Annotated in this window: 20 protein-coding genes; 9 read left to right on the top strand and 11 right to left on the bottom strand. The window is 71.5% G+C overall.

Annotated features, from left to right (window positions below):
• Position 1 precedes the first annotated feature (1 nt).
• Both ACIHFB_RS10555 and rsmH read right to left on the bottom strand, forming a co-directional pair.
• Complete coding sequence (locus ACIHFB_RS10555; protein ID WP_400126359.1) at positions 2–529, bottom strand: septum formation initiator family protein; 528 nt, start codon at positions 527–529, stop codon at positions 2–4.
• Positions 530–596: 67 nt separating this feature from the next.
• On the bottom strand, positions 597–1,553 hold the full coding sequence (gene rsmH, locus ACIHFB_RS10550; protein ID WP_365277457.1) for a 16S rRNA (cytosine(1402)-N(4))-methyltransferase RsmH: 957 nt from the start codon (positions 1,551–1,553) through the stop codon (positions 597–599).
• Between the two features lie 420 nt (positions 1,554–1,973).
• On the opposite strand from rsmH, the gene ACIHFB_RS10545 reads away from it, so the two are divergent.
• The 4 genes from ACIHFB_RS10545 (at position 1,974) to ACIHFB_RS10530 (ending at position 7,565) form a co-directional block, all read left to right on the top strand.
• Complete coding sequence (locus tag ACIHFB_RS10545; RefSeq protein WP_365277454.1) at positions 1,974–2,522, top strand: carbonic anhydrase; 549 nt, start codon at positions 1,974–1,976, stop codon at positions 2,520–2,522.
• Between the two features lie 260 nt (positions 2,523–2,782).
• Positions 2,783–3,820: a MoxR family ATPase gene (locus tag ACIHFB_RS10540; RefSeq protein WP_365277451.1), complete on the top strand. Its 1,038-nt coding sequence runs from the start codon at positions 2,783–2,785 to the stop codon at positions 3,818–3,820.
• Positions 3,820–5,184: a DUF58 domain-containing protein gene (locus tag ACIHFB_RS10535; protein ID WP_365277449.1), complete on the top strand. Its 1,365-nt coding sequence runs from the start codon at positions 3,820–3,822 to the stop codon at positions 5,182–5,184. Before ACIHFB_RS10540 ends, ACIHFB_RS10535 begins: the two co-directional genes overlap by 1 nt.
• Entirely contained in the window at positions 5,181–7,565 is a 2,385-nt protein-coding gene (locus ACIHFB_RS10530) for a DUF3488 and DUF4129 domain-containing transglutaminase family protein (protein ID WP_400126358.1), read from the top strand. Before ACIHFB_RS10535 ends, ACIHFB_RS10530 begins: the two co-directional genes overlap by 4 nt.
• Positions 7,566–7,756: 191 nt before the next feature.
• Here the strand turns inward: ACIHFB_RS10530 and ACIHFB_RS10525 are convergent, their stop codons facing one another.
• The 3 genes from ACIHFB_RS10525 to ACIHFB_RS10515 all read right to left on the bottom strand — a co-directional run bounded on the left by ACIHFB_RS10525 (position 7,757) and on the right by ACIHFB_RS10515 (position 9,982).
• Positions 7,757–8,155 carry a DUF3040 domain-containing protein gene (locus ACIHFB_RS10525; RefSeq protein WP_365277443.1) on the bottom strand — a complete coding sequence of 133 codons (399 nt, stop codon included), beginning with the start codon at positions 8,153–8,155 and terminating at the stop codon, positions 7,757–7,759.
• A 277-nt stretch (positions 8,156–8,432) separates the two neighbouring features.
• Positions 8,433–9,260 carry a methyltransferase gene (locus tag ACIHFB_RS10520; protein ID WP_365277439.1) on the bottom strand — a complete coding sequence of 276 codons (828 nt, stop codon included), beginning with the start codon at positions 9,258–9,260 and terminating at the stop codon, positions 8,433–8,435.
• A 155-nt stretch (positions 9,261–9,415) separates the two neighbouring features.
• Complete coding sequence (locus ACIHFB_RS10515) at positions 9,416–9,982, bottom strand: SAV_6107 family HEPN domain-containing protein (protein ID WP_365277436.1); 567 nt, start codon at positions 9,980–9,982, stop codon at positions 9,416–9,418.
• 170 nt (positions 9,983–10,152) lie between these two features.
• On the opposite strand from ACIHFB_RS10515, the gene ACIHFB_RS10510 reads away from it, so the two are divergent.
• From ACIHFB_RS10510 to ACIHFB_RS10490, 5 genes are all read left to right on the top strand, one after another.
• On the top strand, positions 10,153–10,878 hold the full coding sequence (locus ACIHFB_RS10510; RefSeq protein ID WP_400126355.1) for an ATP-binding cassette domain-containing protein: 726 nt from the start codon (positions 10,153–10,155) through the stop codon (positions 10,876–10,878).
• Positions 10,850–12,934: a YhgE/Pip family protein gene (locus ACIHFB_RS10505; protein WP_400126353.1), complete on the top strand. Its 2,085-nt coding sequence runs from the start codon at positions 10,850–10,852 to the stop codon at positions 12,932–12,934. Before ACIHFB_RS10510 ends, ACIHFB_RS10505 begins: the two co-directional genes overlap by 29 nt.
• A 47-nt stretch (positions 12,935–12,981) precedes the next feature.
• Positions 12,982–13,611, top strand: a complete 630-nt coding sequence (locus ACIHFB_RS10500) for a helix-turn-helix domain-containing protein (RefSeq protein WP_365277427.1) — start codon at positions 12,982–12,984, stop codon at positions 13,609–13,611.
• Between the two features lie 385 nt (positions 13,612–13,996).
• Positions 13,997–14,611 carry a DUF4126 domain-containing protein gene (locus ACIHFB_RS10495; RefSeq protein WP_400126351.1) on the top strand — a complete coding sequence of 205 codons (615 nt, stop codon included), beginning with the start codon at positions 13,997–13,999 and terminating at the stop codon, positions 14,609–14,611.
• A gap of 45 nt (positions 14,612–14,656) precedes the next feature.
• Positions 14,657–16,168, top strand: a complete 1,512-nt coding sequence (locus ACIHFB_RS10490; RefSeq protein WP_365277421.1) for an NAD(P)/FAD-dependent oxidoreductase — start codon at positions 14,657–14,659, stop codon at positions 16,166–16,168.
• A gap of 28 nt (positions 16,169–16,196) precedes the next feature.
• Here ACIHFB_RS10490 and ACIHFB_RS10485 read toward each other — a convergent pair whose 3' ends face one another.
• From ACIHFB_RS10485 to ACIHFB_RS10460, 6 genes are all read right to left on the bottom strand, one after another.
• Positions 16,197–17,198: a hypothetical protein gene (locus ACIHFB_RS10485; RefSeq protein WP_365277418.1), complete on the bottom strand. Its 1,002-nt coding sequence runs from the start codon at positions 17,196–17,198 to the stop codon at positions 16,197–16,199.
• A gap of 56 nt (positions 17,199–17,254) precedes the next feature.
• Complete coding sequence (metF, locus tag ACIHFB_RS10480) at positions 17,255–18,178, bottom strand: methylenetetrahydrofolate reductase [NAD(P)H] (RefSeq protein WP_365277415.1); 924 nt, start codon at positions 18,176–18,178, stop codon at positions 17,255–17,257.
• A 186-nt stretch (positions 18,179–18,364) separates the two neighbouring features.
• A complete protein-coding gene (thiE, locus tag ACIHFB_RS10475) occupies positions 18,365–19,027 on the bottom strand; it encodes a thiamine phosphate synthase (protein WP_365277412.1) in 663 nt (220 codons plus the stop codon).
• 201 nt (positions 19,028–19,228) lie between these two features.
• Positions 19,229–19,594, bottom strand: coding sequence for an Rv2175c family DNA-binding protein (locus ACIHFB_RS10470; RefSeq protein ID WP_210587362.1), 366 nt, complete (start codon positions 19,592–19,594; stop codon positions 19,229–19,231).
• A 133-nt stretch (positions 19,595–19,727) separates the two neighbouring features.
• Complete coding sequence (locus tag ACIHFB_RS10465) at positions 19,728–20,957, bottom strand: FAD-dependent oxidoreductase (RefSeq protein ID WP_365277409.1); 1,230 nt, start codon at positions 20,955–20,957, stop codon at positions 19,728–19,730.
• Positions 20,958–20,985: 28 nt separating this feature from the next.
• Positions 20,986–21,363 carry a hypothetical protein gene (locus ACIHFB_RS10460; protein WP_365277406.1) on the bottom strand — a complete coding sequence of 126 codons (378 nt, stop codon included), beginning with the start codon at positions 21,361–21,363 and terminating at the stop codon, positions 20,986–20,988.
• Positions 21,364–21,403 lie beyond the last annotated feature (40 nt).

The following is a 21,403-nucleotide window of genomic DNA, read 5'->3' as shown; positions in this document are numbered from 1 at the left end:
GTCACCTGCCGGGGATCGTGGTCGGGGTGGGGGTGGCGAGCGGAGCCTGCGGTGCGGGCGCGGCGGCCGGCGCGGTGGGCGTCGGAGGCGCCGCCGAGCCGGCCGGCAACGCCTCGGGGGCGAGGACGAGCGGGGTGTACGCGGCGGACTGGAGGCCCCCTGCTGCGGCTGAGGGGACGCCCTTCACGGTGCCGTCGGGGTCGAGGAAGACGGGGTCGCCGCCGGGGACCATGCCGAGTTCGCGGGCGCGCCGCTGGAGGGCGTCGGGGGCCGAGTAGGCGTCCACGTCCCGCTGCAGGGCCTGTTCCTCGTCGGTGAGGCTCTTGGTCTCCTTCTGGAGGTCGTCGAGCTGGAACGCCCCTTCGCTGAGCGCCGAGTTCAGCACGAGGAGCCCGATGAGGCCGCCGCCGAGCAGGAGGACGACCAGGAGGACGAAGGGGGTTCGGGCGGCCTGGCTGCGGCCCGCCGCTCCCGGGAAGAGCCGGGCAAGACGGGCCGCCCGACCCCTCAGTTGGGGTTTCCTACTCACTGGCCCTCCCCCTCCCCCGAGTCCCCCGAGTCCGGTTCCCCAACTCACTCACGCCCCTCACGCCCCTTCACTCAACGTCCTCCCTGACGCGCTGCGCTCCGCGCAGTCGCGCCGGTGCCGCTCTCCGGTTCTCGGCGACCTCTTCCTCCGTGGGAAGTTCGGCACCGCGGGTGAGCAGCTTGAGCCGGGGCTGGTACTGCTCGGGCACGACCGGCAGCCCGGGGGGCGCGGTGGTGGCGGCGCCGGCCGCAAACACCTGCTTGACCAGCCGGTCCTCCAGCGAGTGGTACGACAGGACGGCGATCCGTCCACCCACGTCGAGCGTCTTCACGGCGGCCGGGATCGCCTGCTCCAGGACCGACAGTTCTCCGTTGACCTCGATACGCAGGGCCTGGAAGGTGCGCTTGGCCGGATTGCCGCCGGTGCGCTTGGCGGCCTGCGGCAGCGCGTCCCGGATCAGCTCCACGAGCCGGGCGCTGTTGCTGAACGGCTCCTTCTCGCGCTCGCGCACGATCGCGCCCACGATCCGCTTGGCCTGCTTCTCCTCGCCGTAGGCGCGCAGGATCCGGACGAGTTCGCCCGCCGGGTAGGTGTTGAGGACCTCGGCGGCGCTGACGCCGGTCGTCTGGTCCATGCGCATGTCGAGCGGTGCGTCCTGGGCGTAGGCGAAGCCGCGGTCGGCCTCGTCGAGCTGCATGGAGGAGACGCCGAGGTCGAACAGAACGCCCTGCACGCGCGCGATGCCGAGCCGCTCAAGGACGTCGGGCAGTTCGTCGTACACGGCGTGCACCAGGGTGGCCCGCTCGCCGTAGGGGGCGAGCCGCTCGCCGGACAGGCGCAGGGCCTCCTTGTCCCGGTCGAGGGCGACCAGCCGGGCCTCGGGAAACCGGGTGAGCAGGGCTTCGCTGTGGCCGCCGAGGCCGAGCGTGCAGTCGACGACCACTGATCCCGGGGCCTGGAGAGCGGGGGCCAACAGGTCCAGGCACCGCTGGAGCATCACCGGGACATGTCGACTCTGGCTCAAGGGGCCCTCTCAGTTCCGGCGGGCCCGTACGCACCGCCGGGTCCCCGCCCGCTCGAGAAGGGGAGGCCTGCCGGCGCCGGAAGCGTCAGCCGACCGGGAGCGGGAGGAGGCCGAGCCGTACGTACGCGCCGCGCACGCGGGGAGATCTCCGGAAAATCACCGGGGTCTCCGGGGAATTCAGTCCAGCAGGGAGAGTCTCGCCTCCCGCTTCGCGTCACTTTAGTCCACCGTGTCTCGCGGTCAATCAACCGGCCTGCGCGTCGCGGCTCGGGGCGCGCACGAAGCGGTCCGGCGCGGAAAACCACTCGTCCGGACGCTCTCCGTTCCCTCTTGTGGGTTACCTCACAACAAGAGGCAATGACGTTCTTTGTCCCCTCTCACAGCGGGCCCGGATCGGAGGTGACCAGTACCGTCATGGGTATGACGACTTCTGCATCGGTACCCGCTGGTCCCGAGGGCGCCATATCGGCCGGCGAGACCGTTACCGACCGCCTCATCGATGCCAACGAGCGGTACGCCGCCGCCTTCACCGATCCAGGGATGGACGCCAGGCCCGTTCTCCAGGTCGCCGTCGTGGCCTGTATGGACGCCCGGCTCGACCTGCACGACGCGCTCGGCCTGGAGCTGGGCGACTGTCACACCATCCGCAACGCGGGCGGCGTGGTCACCGACGACGTGATCCGCTCCCTGACCATCAGCCAGCGTGCACTCGGCACGCGCAGCGTCGTTCTCATCCACCACACCGGCTGCGGTCTGGAGACCCTCACCGAGGAGTTCCGGCACGACCTGGAGATGGAGGTCGGCCAGCGCCCCGCCTGGGCGGTGGAGGCATTCCGGGACGTCGACCAGGACGTACGGCAGTCGATGCAGCGGGTGCGTACCTCGCCGTTCCTGCTGCACAGCGACGACGTGCGGGGCTTCGTGTTCGACGTGAAGACAGGTCTGCTGCGGGAGATCGACCCCGCGTAATCATCCGTATCGACCCCGTGTAACCATCCGCCAAAGCTGTCGTTTCGCTGTTGATTTCCGCTCCTGGGGCCACCAAAAGGCCATAAGACCGGCAAATCGCAGCCAGTTGTCCACAGGCGAGTGACACGAATCGGTAACGGCAGCAAGAATGCGGGTGTGGCGTCACGCGGAACCATTCACGCGTGGTGTCCGTGTTCCAGGGGTGGGCCGGTCCGCATCGCAGAGCGACGGCCCGGACAGAACGGGCCGAGGAGGGCCGGGTGACGACCTATGACGATCGAGCGAGCCTCACTGATCTGACCGCCACTGTGGAGCGTGTCCGCAGTTCGGTGGAAGGAGTGATCGAGGGCAAGCCCGAGGTCGTACGGCTTTCGCTGACCGTACTGCTCGCCGAGGGGCATCTTCTGATCGAAGACGTTCCGGGCGTGGGCAAGACAATGCTGGCCAAGGCGTTGGCGCGGTCCATCGACTGTTCGGTACGGCGGATCCAGTTCACACCGGATCTGCTGCCCTCGGACATCACCGGTGTGTCCATCTGGGACCAGCAGCGCCGTGACTTCGAGTTCAAGCCCGGCGCGATCTTCGCGCAGATCGTGATCGGCGACGAGATCAACCGCGCTTCGCCGAAGACCCAGTCCGCGCTCCTGGAGTCCATGGAGGAGCGCCAGGTCACCATCGACGGGCAGACGTACGAGCTGCCGAGCCCCTTCATGGTGGTGGCCACGCAGAACCCGGTCGAGATGGAGGGCACCTACCCGCTGCCGGAGGCCCAGCGCGACCGTTTCATGGCCCGTGTCTCCATCGGTTACCCGAGCGCGGAGGCCGAGCTTCAGATGCTCGACATCCACGGCGGCGTGAACCCCCTGGACGACCTCCAGCCGGTGGCCCATGCCCACGAGATCGTGAAGCTGGTCGAGGCCGTGCGCGAGGTGCACGTCGCCGAGGCGGTCCGGCGGTACGCCGTCGACCTGGTCGCCGCCACGCGCAGCCATCCCGACCTCAGACTCGGCGCCTCCCCGCGCGCGACGCTGCACCTGCTGCGCGCGGCAAAGGCGTCCGCCGCCCTGAGCGGCCGGGAGTACGCACTGCCGGACGACGTACAGGCCCTCGCCGTGGCCGTCCTGGCCCACCGGCTGCTGCCCACCGCCCAGGCCCAGCTGAACCGTCGTACGGCGGAGCAGGTCGTGCAGGAGATCCTCCAGCGCACCCCGGTCCCCGCGGCGCCCCAGCAGCAGCCCGGCATCGGCCTGGCCCACGGTGCGACGGCGTACGGCCAGCAGCCGCCGCGGAGGCTGTGATGACCACCGGTGGCACTCCGCACGCCGCGGAGGACGACCGGGGCGAGAAGGGCGGGGTGCGCACGGCACTGGCGGGGCTGACCACACGGGGACGGTCGTTCCTGGCCGCCGGAGTGGCGGCGGCGATCTGTGCGTACGTCCTCGGGCAGAGCGACCTGCTGCGGGTCGGCCTGCTGCTGGCCGCCCTGCCCCTGGTGTGCGCGACGGTGCTGTACCGCACCCGCTACCGGGTCGCCGGCAGCCGCCGGCTCTCCCCCGCGCGCGTGCCCGCCGGCAGCGAGGCCCGGGTCCATCTCCGGATGGACAACGTCTCGCGGCTGCCCACCGGCCTGCTGATGCTCCAGGACCGGGTGCCGTACGTCCTCGGCCCGCGACCCCGCTTCGTCCTGGACCGGGTCGAGGCCGGCGGCCGGCGCGAGGTGTCCTACCGCGTCCGCTCCGACCTGCGTGGCCGCTACCCGCTCGGGCCCCTCCAGCTGCGTCTGACCGACCCGTTCGGCATGTGCGAACTGACCCGGTCCTTCTCGACGTACGACACCCTGACCGTCATCCCGCGCGTGGAACCGCTGCCGCCGGTGCGGCTCAGCGGCGAGGCGAAGGGGTACGGCGACGGGCGGCAGCGCTCGCTGGCCCTGGCCGGCGAGGACGACGTGATCCCGCGCGGGTACCGCTACGGCGACGATCTGCGCCGGGTGCACTGGCGCCTGACCGCGCGCTACGGCGAGCTGATGGTGCGCCGCGAGGAGCAGCCGCAGCGCTCCCGCTGCACGGTGCTGCTCGACACCCGGGGCCTGGCCTACGAGGGCGCGGGCCCCGACTCGGCCTTCGAGTGGGCGGTGTCCGGTGCCGCCTCGGTGCTGGTGCACATGCTCGAACGGGGCTTCTCGGTACGGCTGTTGACGGACACCGGCACCTCGGTGCCGGGCGAGGGCGCCGAAGGGTTCGCGGGCGCGAGCCAGGAGTCGGCGGACGCGGCCGGGCTGATGATGGACACCCTCGCGGTGGTCGACCACTCGGACGGCGCAGGTCTGTCGCGCGCGTACGACGTGCTGCGCGGCGGCAACGAAGGGCTGCTGGTGGCCTTCCTCGGCGACCTCGACGAGGAGCAGGCCGCGGTGGCCGCGAAGATGCGGCAGCGCAGCGGAGGTGCGGTCGCCTTCCTGCTGGACAGCGACACGTGGGTGCGGGAACCGACCGATGTGGCCGGGCCGTTGGACAGGGGCGAGGAGCGGCTGCGGATGCTGCGCGAGGCGGGCTGGACTGCCGTGAGCGTGCCGCGGGGCTCTTCGCTGAACGACCTGTGGCGTCAGGCGGACCGCGAGCGCACAAGTGTGGCCGCGGCGAGCGGGGAGGGGCGGTCATGAGCGGGCGGACACGACTGGCGCTGTGCGCCTGGGCGGCCACCCTGATGGCGGCCATGGCCCTGCTGCCGCTGGTCGACCCGGCGACCTGGCTGCTCCAGGCCGCCTTCCTGCTGGCGATCCAGACGGGCGTGGGCGCGGCGACCCGGCGGGTGCCGTTGGCCCGGCCGCTGACCGTGGCCGCACAGGCGTTGGTCACGCTGATGCTGCTGACCCTCGCCTTCGTCCGCGAGCAGGCCCTCGTCGGACTGATCCCCGGGCCGGAGGCATTCCAGCAGTTCGGCGTGCTGCTCCAGCAGGGCTCGGACGACATCAACCGCTACTCGATCCCGGCACCGCTGAACCCCGGCATCCGGCTGATGCTGGTCGGCGGTGTCCTGATCATCGGGCTGGCGGTGGACGTCCTCGCGGTGACGTTCCGCAGCGCGGCCCCGGCCGGACTCCCGCTGCTCGCGCTGTACTCGGTCGCGGCGGGGCTGTCCGACGGCGGCACCGACTGGCTGTGGTTCGTGGTCGCCGCCGCGGGTTACCTGATGCTGCTCCTCGCCGAGGGGCGCGACCGGCTCTCCCAGTGGGGCCGGGTCTTCGGCGGCGCTCCACGTGGTCCGGCCGCGGAGACCGGCGGCGCGGTGGCGCCGATCCGCACCGGCAGACGTATCGGAGTGGTCGCGCTGGGCCTCGCCCTGGTGGTGCCGCTCGCCCTGCCCTCGATGAACGGCGGCCTGCTGGACGGCACCGGCGCGGGCGTCGGCTCCGGCAGCGGAGGCGGCGGCACGATCTCCGCGGTGAACCCGCTGGTCTCCCTGCGCGACAATCTGAACGTGGACGAGGACCGCCAGGTCATGTCCCTGCGCACCAACCCGGAAGACGCCTCGGACCTGTACTTGCGGATCGTGTCCCTGGACGACTTCGACGGCACCACCTGGAAGCCGTCTCGCCGCAACATCGTCGCCGTACCGGACCAGCTCCCGCTGCCGACCGGCCTCGGGGCCGACGTCCGGCGCTCCGCGGTCCAGACCCGTATCACCGCGGCCGACTGGTACGCCCAGAACTGGCTGCCGATGCCGTACCCGCCGAGCGACGTCAACATCGACGGCAGCTGGCGGTACGAACCCGTGGGCATGACCCTGGTCGGCGACCACGGCCAGAACACGCGCGGTCAGACGTACGAGGTGACGAGCCTCGACATCCAGCCCACGGCGGAACAGCTGGCCTCGGCACCGGAGCCCGACGCGGCCCTGAAGCGCGAGTACACCCGGCTGCCCGACTCGCTGCCCACGGTGGTGTCCGAGACGGCGCGCCAGGTCACCGAGGGCTCGGCGAACCACTACCAGCAGGCGGTCAAGCTCCAGGAGTACTTCTCGCTGACCGGCGGCTTCCAGTACGACACCCAGGTCCAGGTGGGCAGCGGCTCCGCGGCGATCGCCCGCTTCCTCAAGGACAAGCAGGGTTTCTGCGTCCACTTCTCGTTCGCGATGGCGGCGATGGCCCGCAGTCTGGGCATACCCGCCCGGGTGGCGGTGGGCTTCGCCCCCGGCTCGCCGCAGGCCGACGGTTCGGTGTCGGTGTCGCTGAGGGACGCGCACGCCTGGCCCGAGCTGTACTTCGAGGGCGTGGGCTGGACCCGCTTCGAGCCGACCCCGACCCGCGGTACGACGCCGGAGTACACCCAGCCGGAGACCCCCGGCAGCTCGCTTCCGGTCGTGCCCCAGCCGTCCACGTCGACGAGCACGGCGCCGTCCGCGTCCGCCTCGGCGAGCGAGACGTGCACGCCGGAGCAGAAGAAGCTTCAGGCGTGCCCGAGCGAGTCCGCGGCGGCGGCACTGGGCGGCGGTGACGACGGTCCGAACTGGTACGTCTTCCTGGCCTGGATCCTCGGCGGGCTCGCGGCCGTGGCGATCCCGCTGGCACCGATGCTGTGGCGGCTGCGCATCCGGGCCGTACGCCTGGGGGCGCACGGCCGCAGCGAGGCCGGCACGGCGCTGCACACCCTGTCGGTCTGGCAGGAACTGGCGGACACGGCCTGGGACTTCGGTTTCGTGCCGGAGGAGTCGCAGACACCGCGCAAGGCAGCCGCCCGGATCGTCCGGCTCGGCCATCTCGATCCGGTGGCCGCAACCTCGGTGCACCGGGTGGCGGACGCGGTGGAACAGGTCCTCTACGCCCCGCATCCGCGTCCGACCGCGGGCCTCGCGGACGACGTGCGCCAGGTGATCGGCGCCCTGCGGAGCACGGCCGACCGCCGCACGAAGCTGCGCGCGCTGTTCGCTCCGCGGTCGGCCATACGGGTGGTCTGGGCGACGTCGGCCTGGTGGACCGGGTTCAAGGCACGCGTGGCGGCCGCACGACCGACCCTGCGCAAGCCGTCGGGACAGCAGAGCTGAGAGCCGGGCCGCGCCCGGTCGCGGAACCTGGCTGAATCCGCTCGCCCGGGCCCCGCCTTCCGAAGTCTCAGCACTTTGGAAGGCGGGGCCCCGTCCTTGCGGGACGGGCGGTCGAAGGGCATGCGTGAGGGGGTGACCACCATCCGGTGGTCACCCCCTCACGCCATGCTCAAGCGAGTCGTGGCGTGGAGCTATTGGCCGCCGCCCTGTTCATCACGGCGGCGCTGCCAGCGCTGTTCGATACGGTCCATCAGGGAGCGCCGCTGCCGTGTCTGGCGGCCTGCGGGCTGGGCACCGGCGGCGGGCTGTTCACCCGGCTTGGGAGCTTTGCGCCAGCCGGTCACGGCGAGTACCGCACAGCCCAGCATGACGAGGAAGCCCACCACACTGAGCCAGACCTGCTTGGCGACCATTCCCGCCATGAGGAGCGCGATACCTACGAGGAAGCCCGCGACCGCCTGGTAGACCCGTCGCCGGGTGTACGTGCGCAGCCCGCTTCCCTCAAGCGCTGTCGCGAACTTGGGATCTTCGGCGTACAGCGCTCGCTCCATCTGCTCGAGCATTCGCTGCTCGTGCTCCGAGAGCGGCACGGAGTCCTCCTCATCGTGCAGTCGCCGGGGCGACCCGGGGGGTCCCTTCAGGATAGGCAGGGAATCGCCCCCGTGAAACCCGCCCCTCTACGCCAATTGGCCAACCGGAATCCGCCATGGACGTCCCGGCCCGCTGAAGCTTCCATTCCCCAGCAGCCGACCCGTCATGCCGGGCGGTCTCCCTCGATCATACGGCGCAGAGCGCCCGATCGGGGGGCCTGTGGCGTACTCCATGTGCAGCCAAGTACCTGATCAGCGCCTCACCACGGGAGATGGCTCAGGCCTCGAGCGCACCCCGAGTCTCACCGAGCACATGAAGTTGCGTGGCCACCGAGTGGAACGCCGCGAGCTCGGCGGCCGCGGCCTCCAGCTTCAGCAGCGCGTCCAGGGCTCCGGGCTCGGTGTCCACCAGCACGCCGGGGACGAGGTCGGCGAACACGCGTACGCCGTGCACGGCGCCGACGCCGAGCCCCGCGGCCTCGACCAGTTCCGTGAGCTGCTCGGCGGTGAAGCGGCGCGGCGTGGGGTCGCCGGGGCCCCAGCGGCCGTTCGGATCCTCGAGCGCCTGCTTGGCCTCCTTGAAGTGACCCGCGAGGGCACGCGCGAGGACGGCGCCGCCGAGACCGGCGGCGAGCAGGCTGAGGATGCCCTCGCTGCGCAGCGCGGCCACGGCGTTGCGGACGCCCTCGGCCGGGTCGTCCACGTACTCCAGGACGCCGTGGCACAGCACGACGTCGTAGCCGCCCCGCTCGACCACGTCGAAGAGGCCGTGGGCGTCGCCCTGGACGCCCTGCACACGGTCGGCGACGCCGGCCTCGGCGGCACGGCGCTCCAGGGCGAACAGGGCGTTCGGGCTGGGGTCGACGACGGTGACGCGGTGGCCGAGGCGGGCCACGGGCACCGCGAAGTTGCCGCTGCCGCCTCCGGTGTCGAGAACGTCCAGCGACTCCCGGCCCGTGGCCTTGACCCGGCGGTCCAGGGCGTCCTGGAGGACGTCCCAGACCACGGCGGTACGGAGCGAGGCGCGGGGCCGGGAGGGGTCGGAGCTCAGCGAGGCCGAGTGAGGGCGGGGGTGGGAGACGGGTGGGCGCATCGGGTCCGACACGGCAGTTGACTCCTCGGCGCGGCACCGCCTCACACGGCGGAGCGAACGGGCTGCCTCCCCGGCCCCGGCGGCGGGACCAGGAAAGGCGTCAGGCGCTCTCCACCCTATTGCCTCCGGCACCGCACCTGGTTACCGCGGTGCCGGGCACTGGCCGGTCAGCCCGCGTCCGGCATGTCCCGTGGGGCGTCCCGGTCCTCCTCCCGATGATCCCCGTCCTGGCGTGGCTGTGGGAGGACGGGCTGGAGGACCAGCATCCGCTCGACGAGGCGCAGGAACATCGCCACGTCGCGTATCAGGTCGTCGGCGTCCCGGCGGCTGGCCGCACCCTGGATGCCCGCCTCGGCCCGGGCCCGGCGCCGGGCCCCGGCGGCGAACAGGGCGCTCCACTCGGCGAGCTCGGGCGCTATTTCGGGGAGCACTTCCCAGGCGCTCCTGATGCGGGCCCGACGCCGCGGCGCGGGCTCCGGGCGCCCCCGGGCGGCGAGTACGGCGGCAGCGGTGCGCAGGGCCGCGAGATGGGCCGTGGCATAGCGCTCGTTCGGTGTTTCCAGTACGGCGGCCTCGTCGAGTCCGGCACGGGCCTGGGCGAGCATGTCGAGGGCGGCGGGCGGGGCCGTGGCCCGGCGCAGTACGGGATGCACGTCGCTCGCCGGGCCGGTCAGTGAGGGGGCAGGGCCGGTGGCGCGGCGCCGGCGGGCGGCTGCTGCGTGATAGCTGGCCATGACGAACCTCCTGTCGTCTGTGGACGGCACACCCTGCTACGAAGTGCCGTATGTGCCCATCGTGAGGTATGCCACTGACAATCCGTTCTGACCTGGGGTTTTGCTTCGATCGACAGTTCGGATTAGTTTTTGCACTGACCAGTCAGTTCAAATTCCGAAGAGGGGGAGCCGTGAGCGGACTCGCTGTCACGGCCCGGGACTTCGGGCTCGAGGGACCCCGCGGATGGGCTTTCCGCGGGGTCTCCTTCGAGGCCGGGCCGGGCTCGCTCGTCGCGGTCGAGGGGCCGTCCGGGTCCGGGCGCACGTGCCTGCTGCTCGCACTCACGGGGCGGATGAAGGCAACGGAGGGAACGGCCGACGTCGGCGGGTTCGGGCTGCCGAAGCGAATGGCGGTGGTGCGCCGAGTCAGCGCACTCGCGCACGTCGCCGGTGTCACCGACCTCGACCCGGCCCTGACCGTCGGGGAGCACCTGCACGAACGGGCGTTGCTGCAGCGCCGGTTCGGCGATTCGCTCCGGGCTCTGGTGCGGCCTCGCAGCGAGCGGGTGACCGAGGCCCGGCTGCGGATCGACGCCGCCCTGACCGCCGTAGGCCTCGACCGGGAGGCCCTGCCCAAGGGGTCCCGGACGGCCGTGCGTGATCTGGAGCGGCTGGAGGCGCTGCGGCTGTCGCTGGCCCTCGCTCTCATCGGACGCCCGCAGTTGCTCGGCGTCGACGACACCGACCTCAAGCTGTCGAACGCCGAGCGGGATGAGGTCTGGGCCCTCTTGAGGTCCCTCGCCGAGTCCGGGACGACGGTGATTGCGGTGTGCAGTCAGGCCCCGGAAGACACGTTCACCGTGACCACCCGCGAGGAGGGGAAAGCCGATGCGCTCGCCGCGACTGGCCGTGCTTGAACTGAGGCGGTTCGGCCGGGGGAAGTTGCCGCGTGCCGCGCTCGTCGCGCTTCTGCTGCTGCCGCTGCTGTATGGCGCGCTGTACCTGTGGTCGTTCTGGGACCCGTACGGCCGTCTGGACAAGATCCCCGTGGCCCTGGTGAACGACGACAAGGGGGCGACGGCCGAGGGCAGGAGGCTCACGGCCGGCGACGACATCACGGAGGGGCTGCGCGACAGCGAGGTCTTCGACTGGCGCGAGGTGAGCGCCGCCGAGGCCCGCGCGGGGGTCGAGGACGGCACGTACTACCTGTCGCTGACCATGCCGGCCGACTTCAGTGCCCGGGTCGCCTCCAGTGCGGGCGCCTCGCCCGAGACGGGCGCGCTCCAGGTGCGGACGAACGACGCGAACAACTACATCGTCGGGCAGATCTCGCGGACGGTGTTCGGCGAGGTGCGCCAGGCCGCGTCCACAAAGGCCTCGCGGTCCTTCCTCGACAAGATCTTCATCTCGTTCTCCGACATCCATGGGAAGACGGTCGAGGCCGCGAACGGGGCCGACAAGCTCAAGGGCGGTATCGGCACGGCGGAGAAGGGTTCCCAGGATCTCGCGGCGGGTCTGAAGGACGCCAAGGACGGCAGCGGCGAACTGTCCAGGGGCCTTGAGAAGCTCGACAAGGGCGCGGGGGATCTTCAGGACGGCTCGCAGCAGGTCGCGGAGGGCACACAGACGCTCGCGGACAAGGTCAACGGGGTCGACGGCAAGATCGGGCCCTTCCTGAAGGACAACGAGAAGACGATCGGTGACACCGCCCGACTGGTCGCGGACTCCTCCGGCGCGATCCGCAATCACCTCGACACCCTGGTGAAGGTCGCGCCGGTCGCCTCGGAGGGCGCCCACACCGCCGGCGAGACACTGGACGACGTCTACGGAAGGCGCTGCGAGGACGCCGTGCTGCCCGATACCGCATGTGCCGACCTCAAGAAGGCCAAGCAGGCCGCGACCGACGTGGCGAAGATCGCCGACGACCTCAACACGCTGATCGCCGACCAGAACGGCGACCTGAAGAAGCTCGACAGCAGCCTCGGCACACTCCAGAAGCAGGCCCAGGCGCTCGCCGACCGCGCGCCGCACCTCTCGGAGGACCTCGACGAAGCCGTCGCCAAGATCAACGACCTCAACGAGGGAGCCACCCAGGTCGCCGCAGGCGCCAGGAAGCTGTACTCGGGGCTCGGCACCGCCAGGACCGGCGCGACCGATCTGGACCAGGGCGTCGGGAAGCTCAAGACCGGCGCGGACGACCTCAGCGGCGGTATGTACAAGCTCGTCGACGGCTCGGTGCAGCTCGCCGGCGGACTGCACGACGGCGCGGACCAAATCCCCGACTACGGCACACAGGACCGCGACGAGCGCACCCGGGTGATGGCGGACCCCGTCCGGCTCGTCTCCGAGGATCTGCACAAGGCGCCCAACTACGGCACCGGTTTCGCCCCGTACTTCATTCCGCTGTCCCTGTGGGTGGGCGCGATGGTGGCCTACATGCTGATCACTCCGATGAACCGGCGTGCGCTCGCCGCCGGCGCCTCGGCCTGGCGGATCGCGCTGGCCGGCTGGCTGCCGGTGGTGGCGATCGGGGTGCTCCAGACGGTGGCCCTGATGTCGGTGCTGCACTGGGCGATCGGCCTGGAGATGGCGCGGGCGGCCGGGACGGTGGGCTTCCTGTTCCTGGTGACGGCGTGCTTCGCGGCGATCGTGCAGTGGCTGAACGCTCGCTTCGGAGCGGCGGGCCGGATCCTCGTCCTCGCGTTCCTGATGCTCCAGCTGACGTCCGCGGGCGGCACATACCCCGTGCAGACCAGTCCGGGCTTCTTCAACGCGATCCACCCCTTCCTGCCGATGAGTTACGTCGTCGAGGCCCTGAGGAGGCTCATCACGGGCGGCGGCCTGGAACCCGTGTGGCACGCGTGCGTGGTGCTCACCGCCTTCACCGCGGGCGCCCTCGCGCTCACCGCCCTGTCGGCCTGCCGCCGCCAGGTGTGGACGCTGGATCGGCTGCACCCGGAACTGGCCCTGTGAGCCGTGCGGTGACTCCTCCGGGGACGGCTCCTGTGAGAATCAGGGCCATGGAAAGCAGCAGCGCCACGTCGGGCGGCAGTGCACGCCGCGAGGCCACCCGGCAGAAGCTCTACGAGGCAGCCGTCACGCTCATCGCCGAGCAGGGCTTCTCCGCCACCACCGTGGACGAGATCGCCGAGCGCGCCGGGGTCGCGAAGGGCACGGTCTATTACAACTTCGCCAGCAAGTCCGTCCTCTTCGAGGAACTGCTGCGGCACGGCGTGGGACTCCTCACCGCCTCCCTGCGGGAGGCGGCCGACCGCACCGCCCGGGAGGGCGGCAGCAGGGTCGACGCGCTGGACGCGATGATCCGGGCCGGGCTCGTCTTCATCGACCGCTATCCGGCGTTCACGCAGCTGTACGTGGCCGAGCTGTGGCGCACCAACCGGTCCTGGCAGTCCACCCTGATGGTGGTGCGGCGGCAGGCCGTGGCGGTCGTCGAGGACGTGCTGCGCGAGGGCATCGAGGGCGGCGAGTTCAGCGACGAGATCGACATCCCGCTGACCGCGTCCGCGCTCGTCGGCATGGTGCTGGTGGCCGCCCTCGACTGGCAGGCCTTCCAGCCGGAACGGTCGCTGGACGATGTGCACGCGGCGCTCTCGCGGCTGCTCCAGGGACGCGTGAGCGGCAGGAAGTAGCGGCGGGGAGCAGCCACCGGAGAGAGGGCGCAGAGAAAAGCGCCGGTCCGATGTGGCCGCGTCCCCCGCGGGCCATCATCGAACCGGCGCTTCCTCGTGCTCCCCCGTAGTCCCCCGTTGGACCCCGTTCCGGTCGTTCCCCCGGGTCCCCCGTCTCGCTCCCGCCGGCATCAGCCGGCGGAAGGAGCGGATCGTGGGCCGGCTCCGTTCCGGCGCCCCGTGTCGTCGGTGCCGAAGCCGAGCCCCTCTCCGTGCCTCCACTCTCTCGTTCACGCAGGTCGCGCCCCATCCGCGCGCGTACTCATCTCACGTACTGAGTACGGGTACTCAGCTCTGCGCTCTCATGCCCAGGACGCTGAGCCAACCACTGGTTACGATCACGTCCGTGTCCGTACTCCCTCTTGTCTTCACCAGCGGCTGGGCCAGCGGCGTCAACGCCTACGCCGTGGTGTTGCTGCTCGGTGTGTTCGGCGCGACGGGCGTGAGCGAGGACGTCCCCGAGACATTGCAGCGCCCTGAGGTCCTCGTCACAGCGGGCGTGCTGTTCCTGTGCGAGGCGGTGGCGGACAAGATCCCGTACGTCGACTCGGCGTGGGACTCGGTGCACACGCTGGTGCGGCCCGCTGCCGGCGCCTGGGTCGGGGCGCTGCTCGCCGGGCAGAGCGGTTCGCTCTCCGATGTCGCCGCGGGCCTGATCGGCGGCTCGACGGCACTGGCCAGCCATACGGTCAAGGCCGGGACGCGGATGGCGGTCAACACCTCGCCGGAGCCGTTCAGCAACGTGATCGTGAGCCTGGCCGAGGATCTCGGCGTCGGCGCGATCGTCACGTTCGCGATGTTCAACCCCCAGGCGGCGGCGATCATCGCGGGCGTGCTGCTGGTGGCCGGGCTGGGCACGCTGTTCTTCCTGATCTCCCGAATCCGGCGGTTTCTGCGGCGCAGGGCCCAACGCCGGGAGGAGAAACGGATCGCCGGGCAGGTGGAAGAGCACCCCGACTGACCTCCCGCGACGGCGTTGTCAGTGGCGGCCGATAAAGTCCCACGCATGGCACGAATTGCGGTGATCGGCGCAGGGATGGGCGCGCTGGCGGCTGCCGCCCGGCTGGCCGTCGCGGGCCACCGGGTGGCGGTGTACGAGCGTACGGAGACGTACGGCGGTGCAGTGCGCCGACTCGAGCGCGACGGGTTCGCCTTCGACACCGGCCCCGGACTGCTGCCGCTGCCCGCGGTCTACCGCGACCTGTTCCTCAAGACCGGCAAGGAGCCGCTGGAGGCGTGCGTCGAGCTGACCCAGGTCGACCCGTCGGCGCGGCATGTCTTCGCGGACGGCACCGAGGTGCGCCTGCCGAACGCCTCGCGTGCCGGCGTCGTCACAGCGTTGGACGAGGCGCTGGGCGCCGGCGCGGGCGACCGCTGGGGCGACTTCCTGGTCCGGGCCCGCGAGGCCTGGGACCGCACACGCCGGCCGCTCCTGGAAGAGCCCCTGTGGCCCGACTGGTCGGTGCTGGCCGAGCGCGAGCCCTATCCTGCGGTCCCGCACAAACGCCTGCTGCGCACCCGTCGCGCCGGCACGCTCGCCGAGGTCGGTGCCTGGGAGTTGCGCGACCCCCGGCTCACCGCCCTGCTGGAGAGCCACGCGCTCGCGTACGGCCTGGATCCACGCGTCGCCCCGGCCGGTGCGGCCGTGCTGCCGTACATGGAGCACGCCTTCGGCACCTGGTATGTCCGAGGCGGTGTGCGGGAGTTGGCGCGCGCGGTGTACGAGCGGTGTCTGGCCCGCAGGGTCGAGTTCCACTTCGGTGCCGAGGTCACCGGGGTCGTGGAGAAGGACGGCCGGGCGGCGGGCGTGGAGCTCGCCGACGGGAGCGTGGCGGAGGCGGACACGGTGGTCGGTCATGGACCGTGGCGGCTGGGCGATCTGCTGCGCGGCCGCGAGTTGTATCCCACAGAGGCCGTCGAGCCCGGCCCGGAGGGCATGTCCCCCGGCCGGGTCGTGGTCTGCCTGGCGCTGCGCGGAGCGCGGGAGGCGGGGGCCGTGCACCGCACGGTGGTCCACACCCCGGACCGGGAGGGCGAGTTGGACCTCTTCGGGCTCGGTGAGCCGCCCGCGCGGCCGACGGTCCGGATCGACCGGCCGGACGACCCTGCCCTGCGTCCCGACGACGCGCACGAGTCGGTGGTGCTCACGGCGACGGTGCCGTCACAGACGCACCACGACTGGAGCGCGCCCGGCGCCGCCGACGCCTTCGCGGACCGGATGGTCGCCGAGGCCGAGCGCGCGATACCCGGGCTGCGTGAGCGGACGCTGTGGCGCGAGGTCCGTACACCGGAGCAGACACGGCAGGAGACCGGCGCCGAGGGCGGCGGCGTCCCCACACCCTCGCTGGCCGCGGCGGAGGGGGCCTTTCTGCACCCGGCCAACGGCACGGCGATACCGGGCCTGTTCAGCGTCGGTGGCTGGTCGCACCCCGGCGGGGGCCTCCCCCACGCGGGCATGTCGGGCGCACTCGTCGCCGGGCTGATCGTGGAAGGGCCGGAGTTCCGCGGCTCTCAGTGAGCCGATGCGGTGACTGGCTGAGGGCGGCTCAGAACCGGTACTGCTCGTCGTACCCGTTCCCCTGCGCCTGCCCGTTGCCCTGGTACGGATAGGGCTGCTCCGGCGGCAGTTCGCCGCCGTAGGTCTCGTCGGTGCGCTGCTGCGGGACCCACACACCGCCGGACGGGGTCTCCGTGCTGTAGCCGCCGGTCGCGTACTGGTCCTGGCCGTAGCCCTGCTGGCCGTACTGCTGCTGGGCGCCGTAGCTGGGGTCGTACCCGGAGCCGTCGTAGGTCTGGGTGCCGATGTACGGGTCGGAGTAGGCGGCGTACTGCTGCTGACCGGTGGTGTCGTAGCCGTACTGCTGCTGGTCGTAGCCCGAGTAGTCGTACCCGTAGGTCTGGTCGGCGCCCTGGGCGGCGGCCGCGTACTGGTCCTGGGTCTGGGCAGCAGCCGCGTACTGGTCCTGGGGCTGGCCGGCGGCCGCGTAGGACGGGTCGACGGTCTGGTAGGCGCCGGTGTCGCTGTATATGCCGTAGGAACCGGTGTCGTCCGGCAGGGGCTGGGGTTCGTAGACCGAGGTCGTCTCGGCGGCCGTGGGATCGGCTGCCCGCTGGGGCGTGAAGACGTCGTCGCGGTCGTACTCGTCGTCGTGGCCGTAACCGGTGTCGGGCCGGCCGTACTTGATGTCGTCGGGGCCGTAGCCGCCGTCGCTCGCCTGGAGGTCGGTGACCTCGAGGGTCGGCTCCTGGCGGTCGGGTTCGCCACGGCGGCGCTTGCTGCCGCCGAAGGACGGGCGGCCGCTGACCGCCCAGCCGGCCGCGAAGCCGCGGCGGAAGGACAGCGTGACGTAGGTCTGGCCGACCGCGAAGGCGGCCGCGCCCAGGCCGATGACGATGACGGAAGGGATCAGCACCCCGAGCACGACGCCGAGGAAGCCGACGAAGGCAAGCAGCCGCCAGCGCAGACGCGCCTTGTACTGCAACAGCACCTCGCCGAGCAGCCACAGCGCGACGATGCCGAACGCGATGTAGAGGACCGTCCAGCCCATGTACGCCCCTCTCCCAGTGGCCGTTACGCAGTGTGTCGTATACCGGTGCGGCCGGTCTAGGCCTGCGGTGGGTGGTGCAGGCCCAGGTTTTCGTAGATTTCCAGCGCTGCCGTGGAGTTGTTGAGCGTGATGAAGTGCAGTCCGGGGACTCCCTCGGCCAGCAGTCGCGCGCAGAACTCCGTGGCGAACTCGATCCCAATGGAGCGTACAGCGGCCGGATCGTCTTTTGCTGTGAGGATTCTGTCTTTCAGACCGGCCGGGATGGAGGCATTGCTGAGCTGCGGCAACCGCTCCAGCATCCTGACGCTGGTGACCGGCATCACCTCAGGAATCACCGGGGTGTCGCAGGCGGCGGCCGCGACGCGGTCGCGCAGACGCAGATACGACTCCGGCTGGAAGAACATCTGCGTGATCGCGTAGTCCGCGCCGGCCCGGCACTTGTCGACGAAGTGCGCTACGTCCGTGTCCCAGTCGGCGGAGCGCGGGTGCATCTCCGGGAAGGCCGCGACGCCGACGCAGAAGTCGCCCGACTCCTTGATGAGCCGCACGAGTTCGGCGGCGTAGGCGAGGCCCTTCGGGTGCTGTACCCAGTCGGCCATGGGGTCGCCGGGCGGGTCGCCGCGCAGCGCGAGCATGTTGCGGATGCCGGCGCCGGCGAACTGGCCGATGATGTTGCGCAGTTCGGCGATGGAGTGGTCGATCGCGGTGAGGTGGGCGACCGGCGTGAGGGTGGTGTCGGCGACGATCTGCTGGGTCTCCTTGACCGTGCCGGCACGGGTGGACCCGCCGGCGCCGTAGGTCACGGAGACGAAGTCGGGAGCGACCGCCTCGACCCTGCGCAGCGCGTTCCACAGGTTCTTCTCGCCCTTGGCGGTCTTCGGTGCGGAGAACTCGAACGAGTACGTCTTCTTGCCGCTGGCGAGCATGTCACGCACGGTGCGTGCGCGGTCAGTCCTGGTGGATGCGGTTCCAAGGGCCATACCGGCAGGTTAGTGGCGGCCCGGCGGTCCCCCAACCGGACTCCGAAGATTTGCCCGATTTGTCGTCTTACTGTCCACCCATCGGACAAGTTGGCGTTTCCCCGCGGAGCGCTCCGCGGGCTGTGCCGATACGGGGCTCCCCCCGGGGCCGATATTGGGGCTCATCCGGGGGCCGACAGGGGCCGGTCAGGCCTGGGCCGCCCTCAGCCGCTTCGCGAACTCCGCCGCCGCGGCCCCCGGGTCCGCCGCCTCCGTGATCGCCCGGACGACCACGACCCGGCGGGCGCCCGCGTCCAGTACCTCGTCGAGGTTGGACAGGTCGATGCCGCCGATGGCGAACCAGGGGCGGTCGGTGCCGAGGGAAGCGGTGTGGCGGACCAGGTCGAGGCCGGGGGCGTGGCGGCCGGGCTTGGTGGGGGTCGGCCAGCAGGGGCCCGTGCAGAAGTAGTCCACGCCGTCCTGGACGGCGGCCGCGGTCGCCTCGGACCCGGCGTGCGTCGAGCGGCCGATGAGGATGTCGTCGCCGAGGATCGCCCGGGCCGCCGGGACGGGCAGGTCACCCTGGCCGAGATGGAGTACGTCGGCGCCGGCGGCGTGGGCGACGTCCGCCCGGTCGTTGACCGAGAAGAGCTTGCCGTGCCGGGCGCAGGCGTCGGCGAAGACCTCGAGGTGCTCCAGCTCCTCCGCCGCCTCCATGCCCTTGTCCCGCAGTTGCACGATGTCGACACCGCCCGCCAGGACCGCGTCGAGGAACTCGGGCAGGTCGCCCTGGCGCTTGCGGGCGTCCGTGCACAGGTAGACCCGTGCGTCGGCGAGTCGGGCGCACACGGTGGCGGCGGTGTCGGGCATGGATCTCCCCCGTTGATCGGTGGCGTACGGGCCACGTCGGTGTTTGTGGCGCACGGACCACATCGGTGTCTGTGGCGCACGGGCCACGGCGCATGCCGTCGCCGGTGTCCGTCGGCCGCTGTGGGCCGCACTGGACCGCGGCCGCGGCCTCCGTGGGCCGCGGCCCGTACGCCGGACGGTGTTCAGGTCAGCGTGCGGTGCTCAGACGGCGAGCGCCTGGGCGCGGCGCTTCACCTCCGTGCCGCGATTCTCGCTCAAGGCCTGCGCGGGGGTGCCGGGCAGGCTCGCGTCGGGGGTGAACAGCCACTCGAGCATCTCTTCGTCGGAGAAGCCGTCGTCCCGCAGGAGTGTCAGGGTCCCGGACAGGCCCTTGACGACCTTGTCCCCGTCGATGAAGGCGGCAGGGACGTGCAGCGCGCGGTTCTCACCACGGCGTACGGCGATGAGCTGGCCCTCCTTGACCAGCTGCCGGACGCGCGTCACCTCGACGTCGAGCATCTCTGCGATGTCGGGCAGGGTGAGCCAGGCGGGGACGAGAGCATCGATCTTTGCGTCAATCTCGGTCACGGGACAAGCGTGCCATCCCGGACTGACAGTCGGAAGCCAGGCCCGTCCGACCTGCGCGAACACGTTACGCCATGGTCGCTTCCACCCGCCCGGACGGCTCAGACCGTCACCGGCCCCTCCGCTCGCGGACGCCTTACGCCGTCGCCGCCTTCAGCGGCCTGGCCGGGTCCGAGATCAGCATCGGATCCATCTCCGCGCCCGCCTCGATCAGCCGCCGCCCCTGGGCCAGGTCCCTGGGGCGGCCCACCGCCAGCAGGGCGACCAGCCGGTTCTCACGGAGCCAGCACACCGTCCAGGACGGGCCGGAGGCGTCACCGCGCCACAGGGTCGTGTCGGCGGACGCGTGGTGGCCGACGTACTGGACGAAGCGGCCGAACTGCTCCGACCAGAAGTACGGGACCGGGTCGTACACCGCCGGGGCCTCGCCGATGATGTTCGCCGCGACCGTACGGGGCCCCTGGAGGGCGTTGTCCCAGTGGTGGACCAGCAGGCGCTCGCCATACCTTCCCGAAGGGAAGGAAGCGCAGTCGCCGACCGCGTAGACGTCCGGCACGGAGGTCTGGAGCCGGTCGTCGGCCACGACCTCGCCGTGTCTGCCCAGCGCGATGTCCGAACCGGCGAGCCAGGCGGTGGCGGGCCGGGCGCCGATGCCGACCACGACGGCGTCCGCGGGCAGCCGCGAGCCGTCGTCGAGGACGACCGAGCCGGGCTCGACGCGCTCCACGCGCGCGTGCGTCCGCAGCACCGCGCCGCTGTCGGCGTACCAGGCGGTCATGGGCGCGGCCACCTCGGCGGGCAGTGCGCCCGCGAGCGGCCGGTCGGCGGCCTCCACGACGGTCACCGCGCAGCCCGCCTCACGCGCCGCCGTGGCGAACTCCGCGCCGATCCAGCCCGCGCCGACGACCACGATGTCGTGCTGCCGGGCGAGCACCGGCCGCAGCCGTTCGGCGTCGTCCAGGGTGCGCAGCAGATGGACGCCGGGGACGCCCTCCGTGCCCGGCAGCCGGATCGGTTCCGCGCCGGTGGCGAGGACCAGGACGTCGTACGGCACCGGCCCGTCGGCGGTGTCCAGTTCGTGGTCGCCGGGGCGTACGCCGAGCACCTCGCAGCCGAGTCGCAGGTCGATGCCGAGCGCTTCGAAGTCCACGTCGAAGGCGGAGCCCTCGGCCTTGCCGAGCAGTACGGCCTTGGACAGTGGCGGCCGGTCGTACGGCTGATGGGGCTCGGCGCCGATCAGCGTCACGCTGCCGTTGAAGCCCTGTTCGCGCAGGGCGACCGCGGTCTGCACGCCGGCCATGCCCGCGCCGGCCACGACCACGCGCCGCGGATGTGACGTGCCTCGTTCCTGCGTCTGCTCGCTCACCTGATCACCATAGACAACTGACGTTCTGTCAGTAAGCGGCAGGTTCAGTGACCTGCTGCACACCAACCTCGTCGACCTGCTCCACCACGCTCGTCCCGCTGCCCGGCTGCGACTCCCACTCCCAGGTCTCATCGAGCCGCACCCGCCCGTCGGGCAGCTCGACGACCGTCGACACGCAGTGCCCGCAGGACGTAGTCCCGTCCCGCTTGAGCTGCACGTACCGGAAGTCGAGCCGGTCGCCCTCGCGCGTACCCACCAGATGCCCGCGTACGACATCGCCACCCGTGTACTCGGCCCAGATCGTCCCGTCCGCCTCGTGGTACGTGAACCGGGTGCGGGTACCCACCTGACCTGGGGCCTGGTCGGCGACCGGGGCGAGGACGAGGCCGTCGAGCGAGCGGGGCATGACAACAGGCTCCCTTACAGAGGCGCGGAACCACGGGCTA

It is taken from the genome of Streptomyces sp. NPDC051963, assembly GCF_044593495.1.
In the GTDB taxonomy this organism is placed as follows: Bacteria; Actinomycetota; Actinomycetes; order Streptomycetales; family Streptomycetaceae; genus Streptomyces.
Note: the sequence above shows the minus strand (reverse complement) of the source record. Positions and strands in the feature narration are given on the sequence as shown.